7 protein-coding genes are annotated in these 15,284 nt (G+C 44.8%); 2 read left to right on the top strand and 5 right to left on the bottom strand.

Annotated features, from left to right (window positions below):
* Positions 1 to 10,553: VCBS domain-containing protein (locus tag AWH66_RS25800; protein WP_071487875.1), on the bottom strand; the 10,553-nt coding region annotated here is incomplete at its 3' end.
* A 447-nt stretch (positions 10,554 to 11,000) separates the two neighbouring features.
* Between AWH66_RS25800 and ggt the strand changes: the two genes are divergently transcribed.
* The gene (ggt, locus tag AWH66_RS24855) at positions 11,001 to 12,770 is read left to right on the top strand and encodes a gamma-glutamyltransferase (RefSeq protein ID WP_063606781.1); all 1,770 of its coding nucleotides are present in this window, start codon (positions 11,001 to 11,003) and stop codon (positions 12,768 to 12,770) included.
* A gap of 7 nt (positions 12,771 to 12,777) precedes the next feature.
* Here ggt and AWH66_RS24850 read toward each other — a convergent pair whose 3' ends face one another.
* A complete protein-coding gene (locus AWH66_RS24850; RefSeq protein WP_083400137.1) occupies positions 12,778 to 13,401 on the bottom strand; it encodes a nucleotidyltransferase family protein in 624 nt (207 codons plus the stop codon).
* A 77-nt stretch (positions 13,402 to 13,478) separates the two neighbouring features.
* On the opposite strand from AWH66_RS24850, the gene AWH66_RS24845 reads away from it, so the two are divergent.
* Positions 13,479 to 13,667 (top strand): hypothetical protein, encoded by a 189-nt coding sequence (locus AWH66_RS24845; protein ID WP_006072365.1) that lies wholly within the window; start codon positions 13,479 to 13,481, stop codon positions 13,665 to 13,667.
* 61 nt (positions 13,668 to 13,728) lie between these two features.
* Here AWH66_RS24845 and AWH66_RS24840 read toward each other — a convergent pair whose 3' ends face one another.
* From AWH66_RS24840 to AWH66_RS24830, 3 genes are all read right to left on the bottom strand, one after another.
* A complete protein-coding gene (locus AWH66_RS24840; protein WP_083400136.1) occupies positions 13,729 to 14,205 on the bottom strand; it encodes a GNAT family N-acetyltransferase in 477 nt (158 codons plus the stop codon).
* Positions 14,206 to 14,207: 2 nt separating this feature from the next.
* The gene (locus AWH66_RS24835; RefSeq protein WP_063606782.1) at positions 14,208 to 14,675 is read right to left on the bottom strand and encodes a 2TM domain-containing protein; all 468 of its coding nucleotides are present in this window, start codon (positions 14,673 to 14,675) and stop codon (positions 14,208 to 14,210) included.
* Positions 14,676 to 14,874: 199 nt separating this feature from the next.
* Complete coding sequence (locus AWH66_RS24830) at positions 14,875 to 15,276, bottom strand: DUF1801 domain-containing protein (RefSeq protein ID WP_063606783.1); 402 nt, start codon at positions 15,274 to 15,276, stop codon at positions 14,875 to 14,877.
* Positions 15,277 to 15,284 lie beyond the last annotated feature (8 nt).

The raw sequence follows: 15,284 nt of genomic DNA, 5'->3' as shown, positions 1-15,284 counted from the left end.
AGCGGCGGTGGAGGTGGCGGCGGTGGATTATGATGTAATAAAGGGGTGACTGTCATGTCCAACACTTCTGCCCCCTCAGTTAACTTGCCACTATGCCCTGGGCCATGGTTCAGAATACTGACTTTAACATGAAGCGTAATATCGTCTTGGAGCGAGCCCTGTAACGCGATTTCAAAATGCTCCTGATGAACCCCCAAATCAGTAGGTGAACCATGAGGTCCTGTGTGAATTGTACCATGGTCATGGTAACTCAAGTGCCCTGTTTGAGGGTCAATGGTCAACGTGCCCCATTTACCGTTAAACGAAGTCTGATAATGCCCATTTACTAATATCCTCCATCCTTGTTGTGCGGGGGCAACTGACTGTCCCGTAGGCATGAGTGTTGGCGTTCCCAGTGAGGTACTTATCTGGTGACTGCCAGAGGGAGCTGTTACTACTATTGGCTCTGGTTTTGTCCCAGCAGCCACATTGAGCGCTGAGTTTACGTTACCATGCTCATCAGTCATAACAGCTCGAACTGGAGTGCTTGGCGTAACTTCTAAGTTGATACCATGCTTCAAGGAATAGGCATCTAAGACATGGTCCACACCATTGATATTTAGGTGCTCACCAACCTTAGCATCCGCAGCGGCATGAACTGTGGCCGTGATGGTTCCTGCCGCTCCTTGCGCTATTTCCGCTTTACTATACAAGTTGTCCGAACCAGGGCTTTCAAAGCTAATAGTCGGACTCCCCACACTTTTATCGACATCATAGTGGTGGTCGATCGATGTCGTTGTGCTATTACCTGCATCATCGATCGCTGTAACAGAAACTTTTACTTTTGATACTTGCTCTAGCTCTGATCCTGGTACATCGATATTGTAGTGGCCTGCTGCATCTAACTTCCCAGAGTACGAGTGCCCACCGACTTCAATGGTGACAATGTCTCCTGGGTGTGCCCCACCAGATGCATCGCCCGAGATGGTAATCATCGACTGAGATTCCGTTGCGTTGAGGACATTATCGCGAGTAATAGTATCTACTGTTACGACCGGTGTCGGAGCCTGCGTATCGATGGTAATTGGCAACATAGAAGACGTTGCTGGTAAAGCACTTGCAGGCCCTAACGCTAAAGCACGAAGATTATGAGCACCATTAGCTAATGTGGTGACTACGATCTGGTAGTCTCCTTGACCATCTGAGTAACCAGAACCAATCACCTTGTTTCCGTCATACAGCTTCACTAAAGAGAAAGGAATGTCAGTATGACCACCTATTTCGGGTGCTTGAATATTGGTTAAGTCATCACTATTAGAACTTCCACTATCACTTGTAGAGGTTAAATCAATCGAAACTCGACTCGCGCCCTGATGTAGCGCTAGAGCAACTTGTGGGGCCGTATTAGCCACCGTAGGATTCGCCGTTACTTGAGTCGAAACTGTTGGCGCTAGGCCCGATATCGCAGGGGCAGTCACTATCCCCTCGACTCTAAATGTGACAAACAATGATGATGTTGCCCCCGCTTTATCAGTCACCGATACTTCAAAAGTATCATGGCCTAAATAATGCCCAGTTTGCTGATTGTAGTTCATTCCCGTTATATGGCCGTTAGGGACATATTGGTATGCGCCTGTTGCTTGGTCTACTGACAAGGTGCCAAATTGACCCGCAGGCGACGCTACTCCAAATTGATGAGTATCACCAATATCAACATCCGTTTGGGTCACGGTTCCTTTAACCGGTGTCACAGGCGTCAAATGGATAGTAGGAACATCATTAACAGGCGTTATCGACAGTTGCGCATGCTGCTCTGTCGAGTACGAATGTCCATCATGTGCTTTATAGCTAAATGTGGCCGAGCCATTGTAATTAGTAACGGGCCTGAAGATTAATCTATCCAACATATTAGCAGGTATTAGATTCCCGTTGACAACCACTCGTCCATCAACAATTAAATGACCATGACTGGCATCTGGAACCTGTGTAATCGTTATCCAGTGAAGCGGGTCAGAGTCACTGTCAGCATAACCAAAATCGCGCGTTGAAATCGCAAGATCAGCATCTTCATTGAAACTAGCAGACAACACGGAGACTGTCGGTTGATGATTTGGATCAATCGATATATTAAGCGTACTCTGTTTCTCTACGCTTTGGCTATCGGTGGTATCGGTCACTCGATACCACATACTCGGAACGTTTCCAGTAAATGTTGAGTCAGGAGTAAATACGTAATCACCATTTGCTTCTATATGAATCGTACCGACACCCGCTATATCGTGTGATTGCCCTGGAAGTAAGGTATGATACCCACCCCCTTCTTTGTATTGAATGTCCGTTAATACAAGATGGGCACCATCGTCTACATCCGTTGTACCCGTTAGCAAGTTGCCTCTGACTGGACCAGAGAACTGATTAGCCCGTGGCGAAAATTGGTGTAAAACCGGAGCATCACTCGTCCCGATGACTTCAACTAATCCGTGTTGTAAAACGGATTGCTGATTCACGCCAGTTCCTTCTTGAAGCTGATAATTGATATAAATAGATTGCTTCACCCCTGTTGCTAGATGGTCGTAACCTGTACCAGAAACATCAACATGTAATGTATGTCCATCTGCATCTAAAACAAACCCTTCTGGTAGGGTACTGCTGTAGTGAATGCCATCCGTAGAGTACTGAAGGCCACTCACACCTTGTCCCTGAATACCGGCAAACAAATCTAAACTATTTACAGCCTCACCTTCATTGACCGTTAACGTCGGCAAATCATCATGACCATGTACATTCACAGTAATAGATTTAGAAGCCGTCCCATCGGGAGACTGAATAACGAAATGATCGGTAACCACTTGTCCGGTATGCAGTCCATTCGTTGCTGCTAACTGATTATCCAAGGTATAAGTCCAATCACCATTGGCATCAAGGTCTAAGTGACCGTATGTACCCGCCGCCTTTGTTAACGGAGCAAACTGGTTCTCACCACTATCAACATCTGTCAGTTGTAAATGCCCATTCAACGTCGATGTCGTGGAGTCTTCAGTTAAATCCAAGCTTAACGAAGACATTGTGTGGCCATCTATACTTGCGCCATCATTACTGCCGTGTACATCAATGGTTACTGTTTGTGATACTGGCGTACCCGATTTATCCGTTGCTGTCACGACAAATGTATCTTGAGCCGTCGCTCCCTGCACTAACTGCTGTACCGGAGCACTCGCGTCATTAAGTTGGTAATTCCATTGACCATGTTGATCCACAGTTAGACGACCGTATGTACCACTTTGCTGAGTGACATGCCACGCTACCGTATCTCCTGAGTCTGGGTCAGTCGCAGTCAACGTTCCTTGTACTGACGCACTGCCTACTGCAGCGCCATGAGCGTCGATACCAGCTTCCGTTACCATGCCTGAAGAATCACCATGAACAGAAGGTAAGTCATTAACGGCCTGTAATGATATAGAGGCTTGAGCTGGAGTACTGCCGCCATGACGATCGGTCACATCGTAATTAAAGCGAACGATTCCGTTGTAGTTTGTATCTGGTGTAAAAGTGAAAGACCCATCTTGGTTAGTCGTTATATGACCATGGTCTGCCGTGAGATTTGCAACGCGCAACCAACCGCGATCATTCGTATCGACATTAGAAGCATGGGCGAGCAAGTCTGCTTGTGTCAGGTTTATTACTTTATCTTCTTTACTAGCAGCTAATGACACATCGCTCGTCACTGTAGGGTTGTCATTGTGCCCATGAACCACCACCGCGACTCTTTTCGTCATCTGGCTTCCATCGCTGGACACTGCCTCGACATTAAAATATTCCCACTTCTCGTCACCAGTTCCCAACTGGGTCGCTTTGCCCTGATCAACATCATAATGCCATTGTCCTGCCGTATCGACATGGAACGTACCATAACTGCCCGAGACTCCAGATGACGGTGTTGCCGTCCAATGCACCTGATCGTGAATGTCGGTATCATGAGCATTTAGTTGACCACTGACAGAGGCGCCCGTCTGAGCATTTTCAATCACATGCCCCAGTTCGCTCGTTGAATCAATCACCACGCCATCTTCGGTGCCTTTAACCTCAACATGAATAGGAAATTCTGTACCATCTTTTGCTATAAGCTTGATGGTTTCTTGTATGGACTCGCCTGCTTTGAGCCCCTGAACATCGCTATTTTTGTTATCGCCTATGTAGTTCCAAGAATGTTCGCCTTGATGCGGTCCACTGGTAATGGTGTGGAATTGGAATTTACCATAAGGCGTTGTGACATCGAGATCGGTTCCAAGGTCCCAAGTATACTGATGACCAGAAAATTCCACCGTTACCTGAGTATTGGCACTGTCAACATCGGTAATCTGCAATGCTTGCCAATCAGTGGCGTCCATAATATGGGGATAAACAACTGTGCCGGTATCTTCTGTAGCAACCCCGTGGTTAGCACCAATAAACTCTGTTTTGTCTTCCACAGCAGCCAGCGTCATAGAGGCACTGGTATGCGTCGATGCGCCATGGTTATCCGTCACATCATAGCTAAATTTAACAGTGCCGTTATAGTTGCTATCAGGAGTGAAGGTAAATGTCCCATCATGGTTATCGGTAATCGAACCATGATCCGCATGAAGGTTGGATACATGCAATCGGTCATAATCATCGACATCACTGGCATGAGCCAACAAATCACTGTTATGAAATACAACGGAATGATCTTCCGTCCCTGAACTTATGGAAACAGAACTGGTGACAATAGGCGCATCGTTGGTGGGCATAATAGTAAAGCGCATATTGTGGACACTCGACAAGCCCTCACTATCCGTAACTTTGACTGGGACATAGATTTGTAAATCACTCCCATAGGTTAATGAACCGTGTTGGTATGCCGAGTTTGATGGATCGAAGGTATAACTACCATCTGGATCTAAATGAAACCCAGCGGCACTCCCTAGCGCTTCATACGTTAAAGTTTGCTTATCACCTTTATCTGGATCCAGTCCATAGAGTCTGCCATGTAGAACGCTTCCATCTTCAAAGGAATACTCGTGCAAACTAGAACGAGTAATCGTCGGTGTATCACTCGTACCTTGAATCAAAAATTCAATTTCTTTCGTCGTACCGTCTGCACTTTTTATCGTAAAGCGGTCTGTTACATGCTCACCATCTCTTAGTTGATCAACGGTACTATTATCAATGTTATAGAAATAATTCCCGTTGGAGTTTATTTGTAAGTCACCACCGAATGAGCCTTTATAGAAAGATGTTATCTGTCCCGGTGCCATGGCAAATTGAGACTCGGAAGGGCCATCAGGGTCGATAACATGAAACTGCCCTTCTGAATGCAGAGAAGTAGTGCCACTGAGAACATGATCTTCTTTTAAAGTCACACCGGCCGCAATAATTTGCGCCGCATCTGATACCGCAGCAAGTTGCAAAGTTGCGCCCGTAGCAGTAACCCCACCATGAGCATCTTGCACGTCATAAGTGAAATGAACCTGACCGTTATAGTCTTTGGTTGGGGTAAAAGTGAAGGTACCATCTTGATTATCTAAAATAGAACCATGATCGGCATGAAGATTGGTAATCGTCAGTTTGCCTGTGTCGTTCGTATCTACATCTACGGTGTTTGCCAATAGCTCAGATGCAGTGATGGTTTGAACAAGATCTTCTTTACCGCTGTTGAGTTGCACCTCACCAGAACAATACGGACGGTCGTTATCGCCATGAATGGTGATAACAATGTCATGAGTAGTACCGTCTTTACTTTGTATCGTTATCGTATCAGTAAGAGTCTCATTTGCACCAAGTTGATCAATCGTCGATCCTACATTTGTTGTTAATCCTCCATTTACATCAGCAGTGCCGGTCGCAACACCATAAAACCATTTACCATCTGTATTAAGAATCAAATGGCCATATTTTCCATGATAGGTATAACCAATACCTTTAGAATCAAAACTATTCTCGCCGGTATCTGGATCGATGATTGTTAGTTGCCCCTCAACATGAATCATACTATTAGTTAAATGCGCCATACCTGGCTGGGCAAAGTCTGGCGACATATCAGGGTTTTTGTTTTCATAAACATCGCCAGTATCAACACCTGATATAACGGCTTTATCTCCAACCGCATCAATATGAAGTGTGTTGGTAGCCTCTGCAGAGTCGGTATGTCCGTCATTCACAGTAAACTTAAATTGAACATCACCATTGAAATCTTGCGCCGGAATGAATTGAAGTTTACTGATGTCTGCTGTAGGGATCGGTTGCCCGGCGGTAATATCGTGCCCATCGAGGACAAACTTCCCTTGTGTTGCTGGTGGTAGGTCTGTGATGGCTATGAAATGGAGCGTGTCGCCAGTATCGATATCATGGAATCCAAATTGACTGGCTTGCATTTGGTAATGGGTATCTTCAGTACCGTTGCTCAGCGCGACTTGAGTAATGGTTGGCGCATCGTTAGTGCCGATAACGTGAATGTGTAACTCGTATGCCGTTCCATCGTAGCTATGAACACGATAGACAACGGTTTCAGTTTGCCCCTCGGCAAGGTGTTGCAAATTGGCGTTATTAACGCTGTAGCCCCAATTACCCATGCTATCAATTCGTAACATACCACCAAACGGATCGTGCACTGCTGATTCACCAAACTGGCTGTATTGGAATTTATTCTCCCCGCTATCTGGGTCCACAACTTGTAGTCTTCCATTTGCGAGCTCAGTTGTTACCCCTGCATTGTGTCTGCTATGTGACCCATCTTCAGTGACGTGATCAGTTGTCACTTCTGAAATAATGGCACCGTCTGGGGTAGCAGAGAGAGTGGTAGAAGCCCCGGTATGTGTGGTCCCGCCATGCGCATCTGTGACGTCATAGTTAAAATGAACTTTCCCGTTGTAGTCTTTTTCTGGTGTAAAAGAAAAGGTGCCATCCGGGTTAATATGAACTGCTCCATGATCAACCGACAAGTTTGCAACACTCAATTGTCCGCTATCGTTGGTATCCACATCCGTTGCATTTGCCAGCAACTGTGCGGTCGTAATCGTCATTCGCGTGTCTTCAACGCCAGGTGCAAGTATCACAGCTTGGCTAATCACGGGCGCGTCATTTGTACCATGAATCGACACTTCAATCGTAAACGTCGTCCCATCTTTCGCTCGAACAACGCATTGATCGGTAAGCACTTCACCTTGGTTTAAGGATTGAACTTGGGGCTGATGGTCTCGGATCGTGTAGGTATAGTGGCCATCACGCATCAATAAAATATGACCGCCAAGCTTGGTATCATAGCCTATGCCGTAATAGGTTTGCGGACCATAGTTAATATCAAACTCCGCTTCCCCCTGATCGGGATCGACGATGTCGAGTTTGCCTTCAAATTGAAGCTCGTCATGGGTATCGATATAACCCCTATCTTCTGTAACACCTGCCAAATGATGGTCGGTTGATGCGTAGCTTATTTGCGCATTATCTGACACAGGTTTGAGCACTGAGCTCGCTGAGGTAGCAATGCTTCCACCATGCCCATCATGTACTTCATAATTAAAGTGAACTTGTCCGTTATAGTTTTGTTCTGGTGTAAATGTAAACGAGCCATTGTGGTTATCTGTAATGGTGCCTGCGGAAGAACCATCGGCCTTGAGCGCGACAAGGCTGGCCACTGATAGATGCCCTGCATCGTTAGCATCGACATCCGATGCATTGGCAAGCAAGGCGGCACTGCTGATGATATAAGGCTTATCCTCATTTCCAGACGGTAAAGTCACTGTCGAAGAGACTTCCGGATTATCATTGGTACCGTGCACCGTAACGGTAATCACTTTTTGAGCAGAACCATCTTTCGATTCAACCGTGAATTGCTCTTGGAAACTTTCTCCCTTACCTAGCTGCTGAATCACAGGCAAGCTGTTGTCGATATGGTATTGCCACATACCCGTTTCTGTCACCGTGAAGTGACCGCCGTGAGTCGACACCAACGTTTGAGGCTTCAATTGATCATCATCATGATCAGGGTCAATAACCCTAACGATACCGGTCGAAAACAGCTCTGTAGGGTATGCCGGAGACGTCATCGAGTCTTCGTGTAAGTGATTATCTGTCGTACCGTAATTAACAACAATCTGAGCGCTATCTTCTTCACCATGAATCGTCACAGTCACCGGTTTTGTCTGTCCATCGGCGGTCTCTACATTGAAGGTCTCGGTGATACTCTCACCCGGTTTTAATGCAGCAACTGTTTTTTGAGCATTGGTAGTTCCAATATAGTTACCATAAAGGAAGTACTCGTAATGCCCATCTGCACGGAGTGCGAGGGTACCCAGTCTCGAGCTTGATTGATAGATCATATCGACGAACTGCGGGTTGTCGTGAGTGTCGATATCCGTCAGTTGAAGTGACCCTTTGATAGATGTGCCATGATAAGTATGCTCGGCAGCGGCTTCACCGATATTTATCGAGCTCGACGCTAGCTGGGCTTTATCATCGGTACCGACAATTTTTACAGTGACACTTTGCGGCGTCGAAGCTCCGTGACTATCCGTTACCTTGTAACTCAACTCAAATGTCGCTATCTCGCCTTGCGCAAGATGCTGGAATGTAGAACTGGACGGGTCAACCTGCAAATGGCCATTAACTATGCCAAAGCCATCAGGAAGCCTGCCTATATGGCCATTCATCTTAACTTGAAAAAGATTACCGACGCTTAACGCGTCACCATCCGCATCTTGAGCATGGGATAATAAGTTGATATCAAGATGTTGAGACTGGTCTTCATGGAACTGAGCGGTTATAGGGCTTACTGTCGGCTTATCGTTAGTTCCTTCAATAACAAAAGACAACTCTTTGTGGTCTTGCCCACCAGCTGTATCAGTGACAATAACAGTGGTTTTGACTGTATACGTATCTCCTACCGCTAGATGCTGATAAGACGCGTGACTAGGGTCGAAGGCGTAACTGCCATCAGGACTAAACGACAAACCATCAATAGGATTCGAAATAGAATACGTCAGCAAATCATGGTCAACATCCGTTGCCACTATTTGACCATGGAATACCGCGCCGTCTTCTTTAACCGACTGTGACTGCCCCGCCATTACCGGCAAATCATTAACACCATCAATTTCTATCTTTATTTCATGAGTCGTTCCATCGACCGATGCTACAGTAAACGTTTCATGTAGCTCATCACCTTTACCTAATTGTTGAATTGCGGCTTGTAAATTATTAGCTTCGTAGCTCCAATGACCATTAGCATCAATATTCAAACTACCAAATTGACCAACAAGTACTTGTGACACAAAGTGTGCTTCGCCTAAGTCAGTATCAACAATCGTTAGGTCGCCCTGCGTCTTTATACTGCCATTTTTGACATGCAAATCTTCTACGACTGCACCAGAGTCGATCCCAGAAATCACAGCATTATCATCACTTCCACCGATAACTACTTGGATATTCTGACTCGTGTGGTCAGCAGTATGGATTGATATGGTTTCAGTAATCTGTTGTTTAGAAGTGAGCTGCTGTATGGCATTGAGGCTGTTATCGACTTGATATCGCCAATGCCCTTGGTCATCAATAGTTAATGTCCCAAACTGCCCTTTTATAACTTCAGCCAAGGTGTGCGATTCACCATGATCAATATCATGTACGTGAACTTGTCCAGCAACTGTAAGTAAGCCTGAGGAGTCAACATTGATGTCTTCTTGAATATGACCAGAAACTTGGCCTTTAACGCTAGGGATGTCATTAGTACCCGTGACTTGAATAACAAAGTTTGCATGAGATGTCAGTCCCACTGAATCGGTCACAGTTACGGGGACAGTGAGTTCTTTAATCTCGCCCTCTTTCAAGCTTTGATAAACGGTATCCGTCGGATCAAAAGTGTAAGTGCCATCTGGATTCAGAGTTAAACCATCGACCTGAGTATTGGTAGCAAAACTTATGGTTTCATTTGTGTTTTTATCTGTCGCGATTAACTGACCATGTACCAGTTGCCCATCTTCTTTGACCTGCAATAGTTGGTTGGTAATTTCAGGCTTGATAAATTGAGGTGCATTCGGTTGTGAAGAAGATTGGTCTAGATGATCTTGAAAGCCAGTTGAAGAACTACGTGGGGAAGGAGTCGGCTCTGAGGATAAACTAATTTTGTTGGTTGCCAATAAATGAGGGTTTGTGTATGCGTGAACTTTATAATGGTGCAATTCCAGTCTCGCACTTGGTGCTATGTGAGAGCTTCTAGCTTCGTTTGTGTCAGCGTTTACAAGCACTGACTCTTGTGAACTTGTACCTATGTGTTGAGTATTGGTTCCAGAAGACTCATCTCGGCGCATAGCTTCTGTAGTTGGATGATTAGTTGGACTTGACGAGTTTTCACTACCTTGAGCACTTGCATGTCTAGTTGCAAGAGAAGGCAAGATAAAAGTTAGTGCCGGTGGCAAACCGACTTGGTATCGCAACGTACTAAAAAGGCGACGTTTTTTTTCGTTTTTTCTTGGGTTCTTACGGCTAACAGTCTTTTGAGGTAGAGTTTCCTTTATACTCTGGCCGCTTTTGGTCTTCGCTTTATCACTCTTTTTATCCGTCATTCGTCCATTCCTAACTTCTAACTCTTTCATAAAGTTAAGGATATGGATGAAGATTTTGCTAATTATTCTTATCTGTTTTGCTTATTTTTCTATATGGAATCAAAACAAGAGTTTCATAACAAGTTGGTCTAAGTCAGCAAAACAAATCAAGCTAATGTAAACGACAATAAGTACCGCGATCGTCAAGTAGTAACAAGCCCGTTTTGTCGTATCACTTAGTTGTCGATTCATTGTATAGAGCATTTCTTACCTCTCTTTGTTACGTAGACCCATACATAAAAACAATAATCATTGAAAATGACAGCAGTGTTATTTGGCTTCAATTCTGCAGCGTAAGTTTCGGAAGCAAGTGCACATAAATAGACTAGAATTAGGAATTATCTTTTTCAGGAACGTAAAAAAGACTGTATTAACAGGTAATTAAACCCACTATTATAAGGAAGTCAGATGTCAGTTAAAGCGCCCACTTCTCGACTAATTGCAATTACAATTAGTGCCATACTCACGTCATCCAGTGCATACGCTTCGCAACAAGCGGCGGATGCCTTTGCACCAGAAATGGCAACAGGAACGAGTGACAAACAACTCGTCAAAGCAAAGGACTGGATGGTAACCGCAGCGAACCCCGAAGCGACACAAGTTGGCGCTGAGGTTCTAGCTCGCGGTGGCAACGCCGTTGATGCCATGGTTGCCGTGCAGCTGATGTTGGGTTTAGTCGAGCCACAATCAAGTGGCATTGGCGGAGGCTCATTTCTTGTCTACTGGGACGCGAACAAACAACAGCTAACCACCTATGATGGCAGAGAAACAGCACCATCAGCAGCCAATGGTGATCTATTTCTTGATGAGAAGGGAAAACCTCTTAAGTTCTATGATGCCGTAGTAGGTGGTCGTTCGGTGGGCACACCTGGCACGGTCAAACTGCTTTGGGACGTTCATCAGAAATACGGTGCTCTTGATTGGGATGAAGTGGTGTTGCCTATCGCTCAGAAAGCCGAGCAAGGTTTTACTATCAGCGAAAGACTGTCAATGCTCATTGAGAATGATGTCGATTTTCTTGCTAGACACCCAACAACAGCCGCTTATTTCCTCAACAAGGACGGCACCCCAAAGACACAAGGAACCTTGCTAAAAAATCCTGACTACGCACAAACCTTAAGAACCATTGCAGAAAAAGGTAGCGACGGTTTTTATAAAGGATCCGTTGCCACAGCGATGGTCAACGCCGTTCAAAAAGAAGCAGCAAGTAATCCAGGCAAACTTTCACTGGCCGATCTTGCTAACTATCAAGTAAAGAATCGACAAGCCGTCTGCGCCCCATATAAGCAATACGATGTTTGCGGCATGGGCCCTCCAAGTAGTGGCGCGCTAACACTGGGGCAGATTCTAATGTTAACCGAACCTTTCAAATTGAATGAGCTAGGAAGTAATAACCCAACCAGTTGGCAAATTTTAGCTGAAGCTTCAAGACTCGCATTTGCTGACCGCGGTCTATACATGGCCGATAGCGATTTCTTCGATGTGCCAGTGAAGGGATTGCTGGATCAAAAGTATATCGCTGAAAGAAGCGCGCTCATCACGCCAAACGAAGCGCTACAAAAAGTATCCGCTGGCTCACCACCCGCAGTAAAAACTGTTCAACTGGCGCAAGATCAAGCCATAGAACTTCCGTCTACAACGCACTTCAATATTGTGGACTCGCAAGGCAATGTGATATCCATGACCTCCTCCATTGAAAACGTATTCGGGTCGCGTGTCATGGCGGCAGGATTCTTATTAAATAATGAGCTGACCGACTTTTCATTTGTGGCCAGCAAAGACGGCAAACCTGTGGCAAACCGAGTTGAAGCGAATAAACGCCCACGCTCTTCGATGGCACCGACTATCGTTATGCATGACGATAAGCCTTACCTTGCTATCGGCTCTCCCGGCGGCAGCAGAATAATTGGTTATGTGGCACAGAGCATTATTGCACACGTGGACTGGGGAATGGACATTCAACAAGCCATTGACCAACCGCGCATGATTAACCGTTTCGGTGCCATGGATGTTGAAATAAATACGCCTCTGGCGGACTATGCACAACAATTCGAAGCCATGGGCTATAGCGTTAATAAGAGGGATCTTAACTCTGGTCTACACGCAATACGAATTACTGAAACAGGTTTAGAAGGTGCCGCAGATCCAAGACGCGAAGGAGTGGCGATCGGTAAATAACGAAGCGCTATAAATGGTCTAAATCCGCAATACTTAGTTGTAATTTAGGCCATTTTTCTAACCAATGCTTCCGATTCACGCGATTCAAAAATACCTGATAGTCTCGCTTGTTGCTGTAGCTCACTAACCCTTCAAACAACGATTCTAGTTGAAAAGCGTGAACAATTTCGATTTGGTCATTGTCAAGCAGCCTAACAGCTATGGCTGTTTCTTTTTCAGGCCAATAAGACATCGCATCTTGCAAGCTTTCATAGGGTTTGTCGCCATTGCGACTATGCATTACAGCTTGGTTCTTTACTTGCCAATGATAGAGAGGGTGTTGCTTTGATAGCTCTTTTTCGATAGTTCGCTGTCTCTCTAGCCCCTCCTCCTGATCATCAAAGTAAATCACATCAATATCGTTTAACGGCGTTGAAAATTGATACTGATGCAGTGAATCCCAAACTAAGTTTCGAACAAAACCCGCTGCTACATAAAGGCGATAGGAAGGTCTTGAGAGTGCCTGAATGGATTTGAGCAACTGAATTCGGTTCTCATCTTGTACTAATAGCTTGGTCAATTTTTCAAGATATTCATTTGGATTATTTCGCATACGAGTTATATCACCACGACCATTATTAAAAGATGCCATTCATTGACTTAAATCAAATTATTAATTTGATATTAGTTTTATGTTGTAAAGGTGTTAAACACAAGGAGACAAGCATTATGGAATTAAAAAAGGACCCGCGCTGCTATACCGACATTTGTATCGATGGTAGATGGTTTCATCACGATCACTGTACCGATACGGCCTATATGCTTTGGGGAGGCAGTTCACCACAACTTAAACTAGAAAGAACACCAAACACCGAAGATGAACTGATTGGCCTTCTAAAACAGGCAAGATACAAATAACCTACGATGCTGGTTAGCCTCTATTACGTCTACCAGCATTGCAAACAGAGCATTCAGGTTACTAAGTGAGTTCCACTCCTACCACTTGATGGCCCTCTTCACATTCGGAGTCGATAGTTTTCCATCCAAGATGTAGATACATCAACGGCACATCAGTATAAGCAAACAAAGCTCTCTGTTCGGTGTTAGACATTAGTTGAATTGCACAGTCGATCAGGTGACGAGCAACTCCCTGACCTCGGCAAGTTTCATCAACATACAATGCATTAAGCCAAATTACATTAGGACGATTCTTATCGCTGCCACTGTGTTCCGGAGACGAAAATAAAGTAAACGCGAGCCCACCTATCAGCTTTCCATCCTTCAACGCCGCAATAGGATTTGGAACACCCTTTTGACATTTCACATCAAATCTAAAGTCACTCCAACTAAGCTGAAATAGTCGCTCTAGTTCTTTCAACATCGTGGGTTCAATAACTTCAAGCGTTTGAAACGTCTCTGGAGAGCCATTTAAGGGTTTTGTTGTCACTTGTTTCATTGCTACAGTTTTTTTCCGAGACGCTTTTCAATTTGTCGCTTTTCCCACTTAGGGCCAAAGAAGTTAAACAGCTCAAACGCATTGATTCCGTGGTTAAGAATGCCGATCCCCCATCCCATCGCTGGCCACCACGCCCAAATATAGCTAGGGTCCGTGACAATGTTAATGGTAAACAGTAACGCCATAATTAGCACGTACGTCATTAAGTGAGAATAAAACCCTTTGATAGCTCTTACCTGGTCGATAACGGTCTGTTCTTCCTGAGTGATCTCTACTTTGCTGCTCATTTTAGGCTCCTGCTGTAATTCAGTGATGGTTGTTTCAAATACAGCAGCTAATGATTTTAGTGATTCCAAACCCGGCTTTTGCCCTCGCTCAATTCTCTGAATCGTCCTTATACTTAAACCGCTTAATTCAGCTAATTGTTCTTGAGACCAACCACGTTGTAATCTAAGTTTTCTAATAATCATCATTTATCCTTTCTGCTGTTGCAAAACAACTGTACTTACTTGGAGCTAAAATCGTTACGACACCAATCTGTCACCTCTATGACACTCTTTATTTATCAAACACTTAAATATTACACGCTGACTTCTGATATAACCAAGTTAGACAACAGCAATGCGTGACACACATTACAAATCACTTGTTTTTCGCTTTGCTACTACGTCACTGTCCTAACAATGGCAAGTGTTTAACGTTATGGTAAGTAAACGCCAAAGTGACGCATTGGTTAATCATTGAAGGGAGTGATTTTGAAGTAAACAGAATGATGGCGCGATTACCTTGGAACTGAAGCGATTCTCCGTAAAGCTCTTTAAAAGTGTCAACGAGCTTCGATTGGCAATTGAAGTACAAATAGTATTGAGTAGGAGTGTTAAGTTTCCAATCTATGCGTATTGGGCTCCCTCCCTCAACTGAATAACTCGGTTCTCCCCATTTCAACGATTCCTTTACTTCACCAAGCTGCAGCTCTTTAGCTACGTGATAGATCAGCGCCCTGAGTTCTATCATCCGTAAGCGCACTTCGTTCGGATACTGGCTGAATTTTTCTTCGACAGATTTATCCATGATAACCC

It is taken from the genome of Vibrio barjaei (assembly GCF_001639065.2).
Taxonomy (GTDB): domain Bacteria; phylum Pseudomonadota; class Gammaproteobacteria; order Enterobacterales; family Vibrionaceae; genus Vibrio; species Vibrio barjaei.
The sequence above is the reverse complement of the archived record's forward strand: the minus strand, read 5'-3'. Positions and strand labels throughout refer to the sequence as shown.

Excerpts from the sequence above, each read along its gene's own strand:
- ggt (WP_063606781.1), top strand. The coding sequence starts at position 11,001 with ATGTCAGTTAAAGCGCCCACTTCTCGACTAATTGCAATTACAATTAGT.
- AWH66_RS24850 (WP_083400137.1), bottom strand. The coding sequence starts at position 13,401 with ATGGCATCTTTTAATAATGGTCGTGGTGATATAACTCGTATGCGAAAT.
- AWH66_RS24845 (WP_006072365.1), top strand. The coding sequence starts at position 13,479 with ATGGAATTAAAAAAGGACCCGCGCTGCTATACCGACATTTGTATCGAT.
- AWH66_RS24840 (WP_083400136.1), bottom strand. The coding sequence starts at position 14,205 with ATGAAACAAGTGACAACAAAACCCTTAAATGGCTCTCCAGAGACGTTT.
- AWH66_RS24835 (WP_063606782.1), bottom strand. The coding sequence starts at position 14,675 with ATGATTATTAGAAAACTTAGATTACAACGTGGTTGGTCTCAAGAACAA.
- AWH66_RS24830 (WP_063606783.1), bottom strand. The coding sequence starts at position 15,276 with ATGGATAAATCTGTCGAAGAAAAATTCAGCCAGTATCCGAACGAAGTG.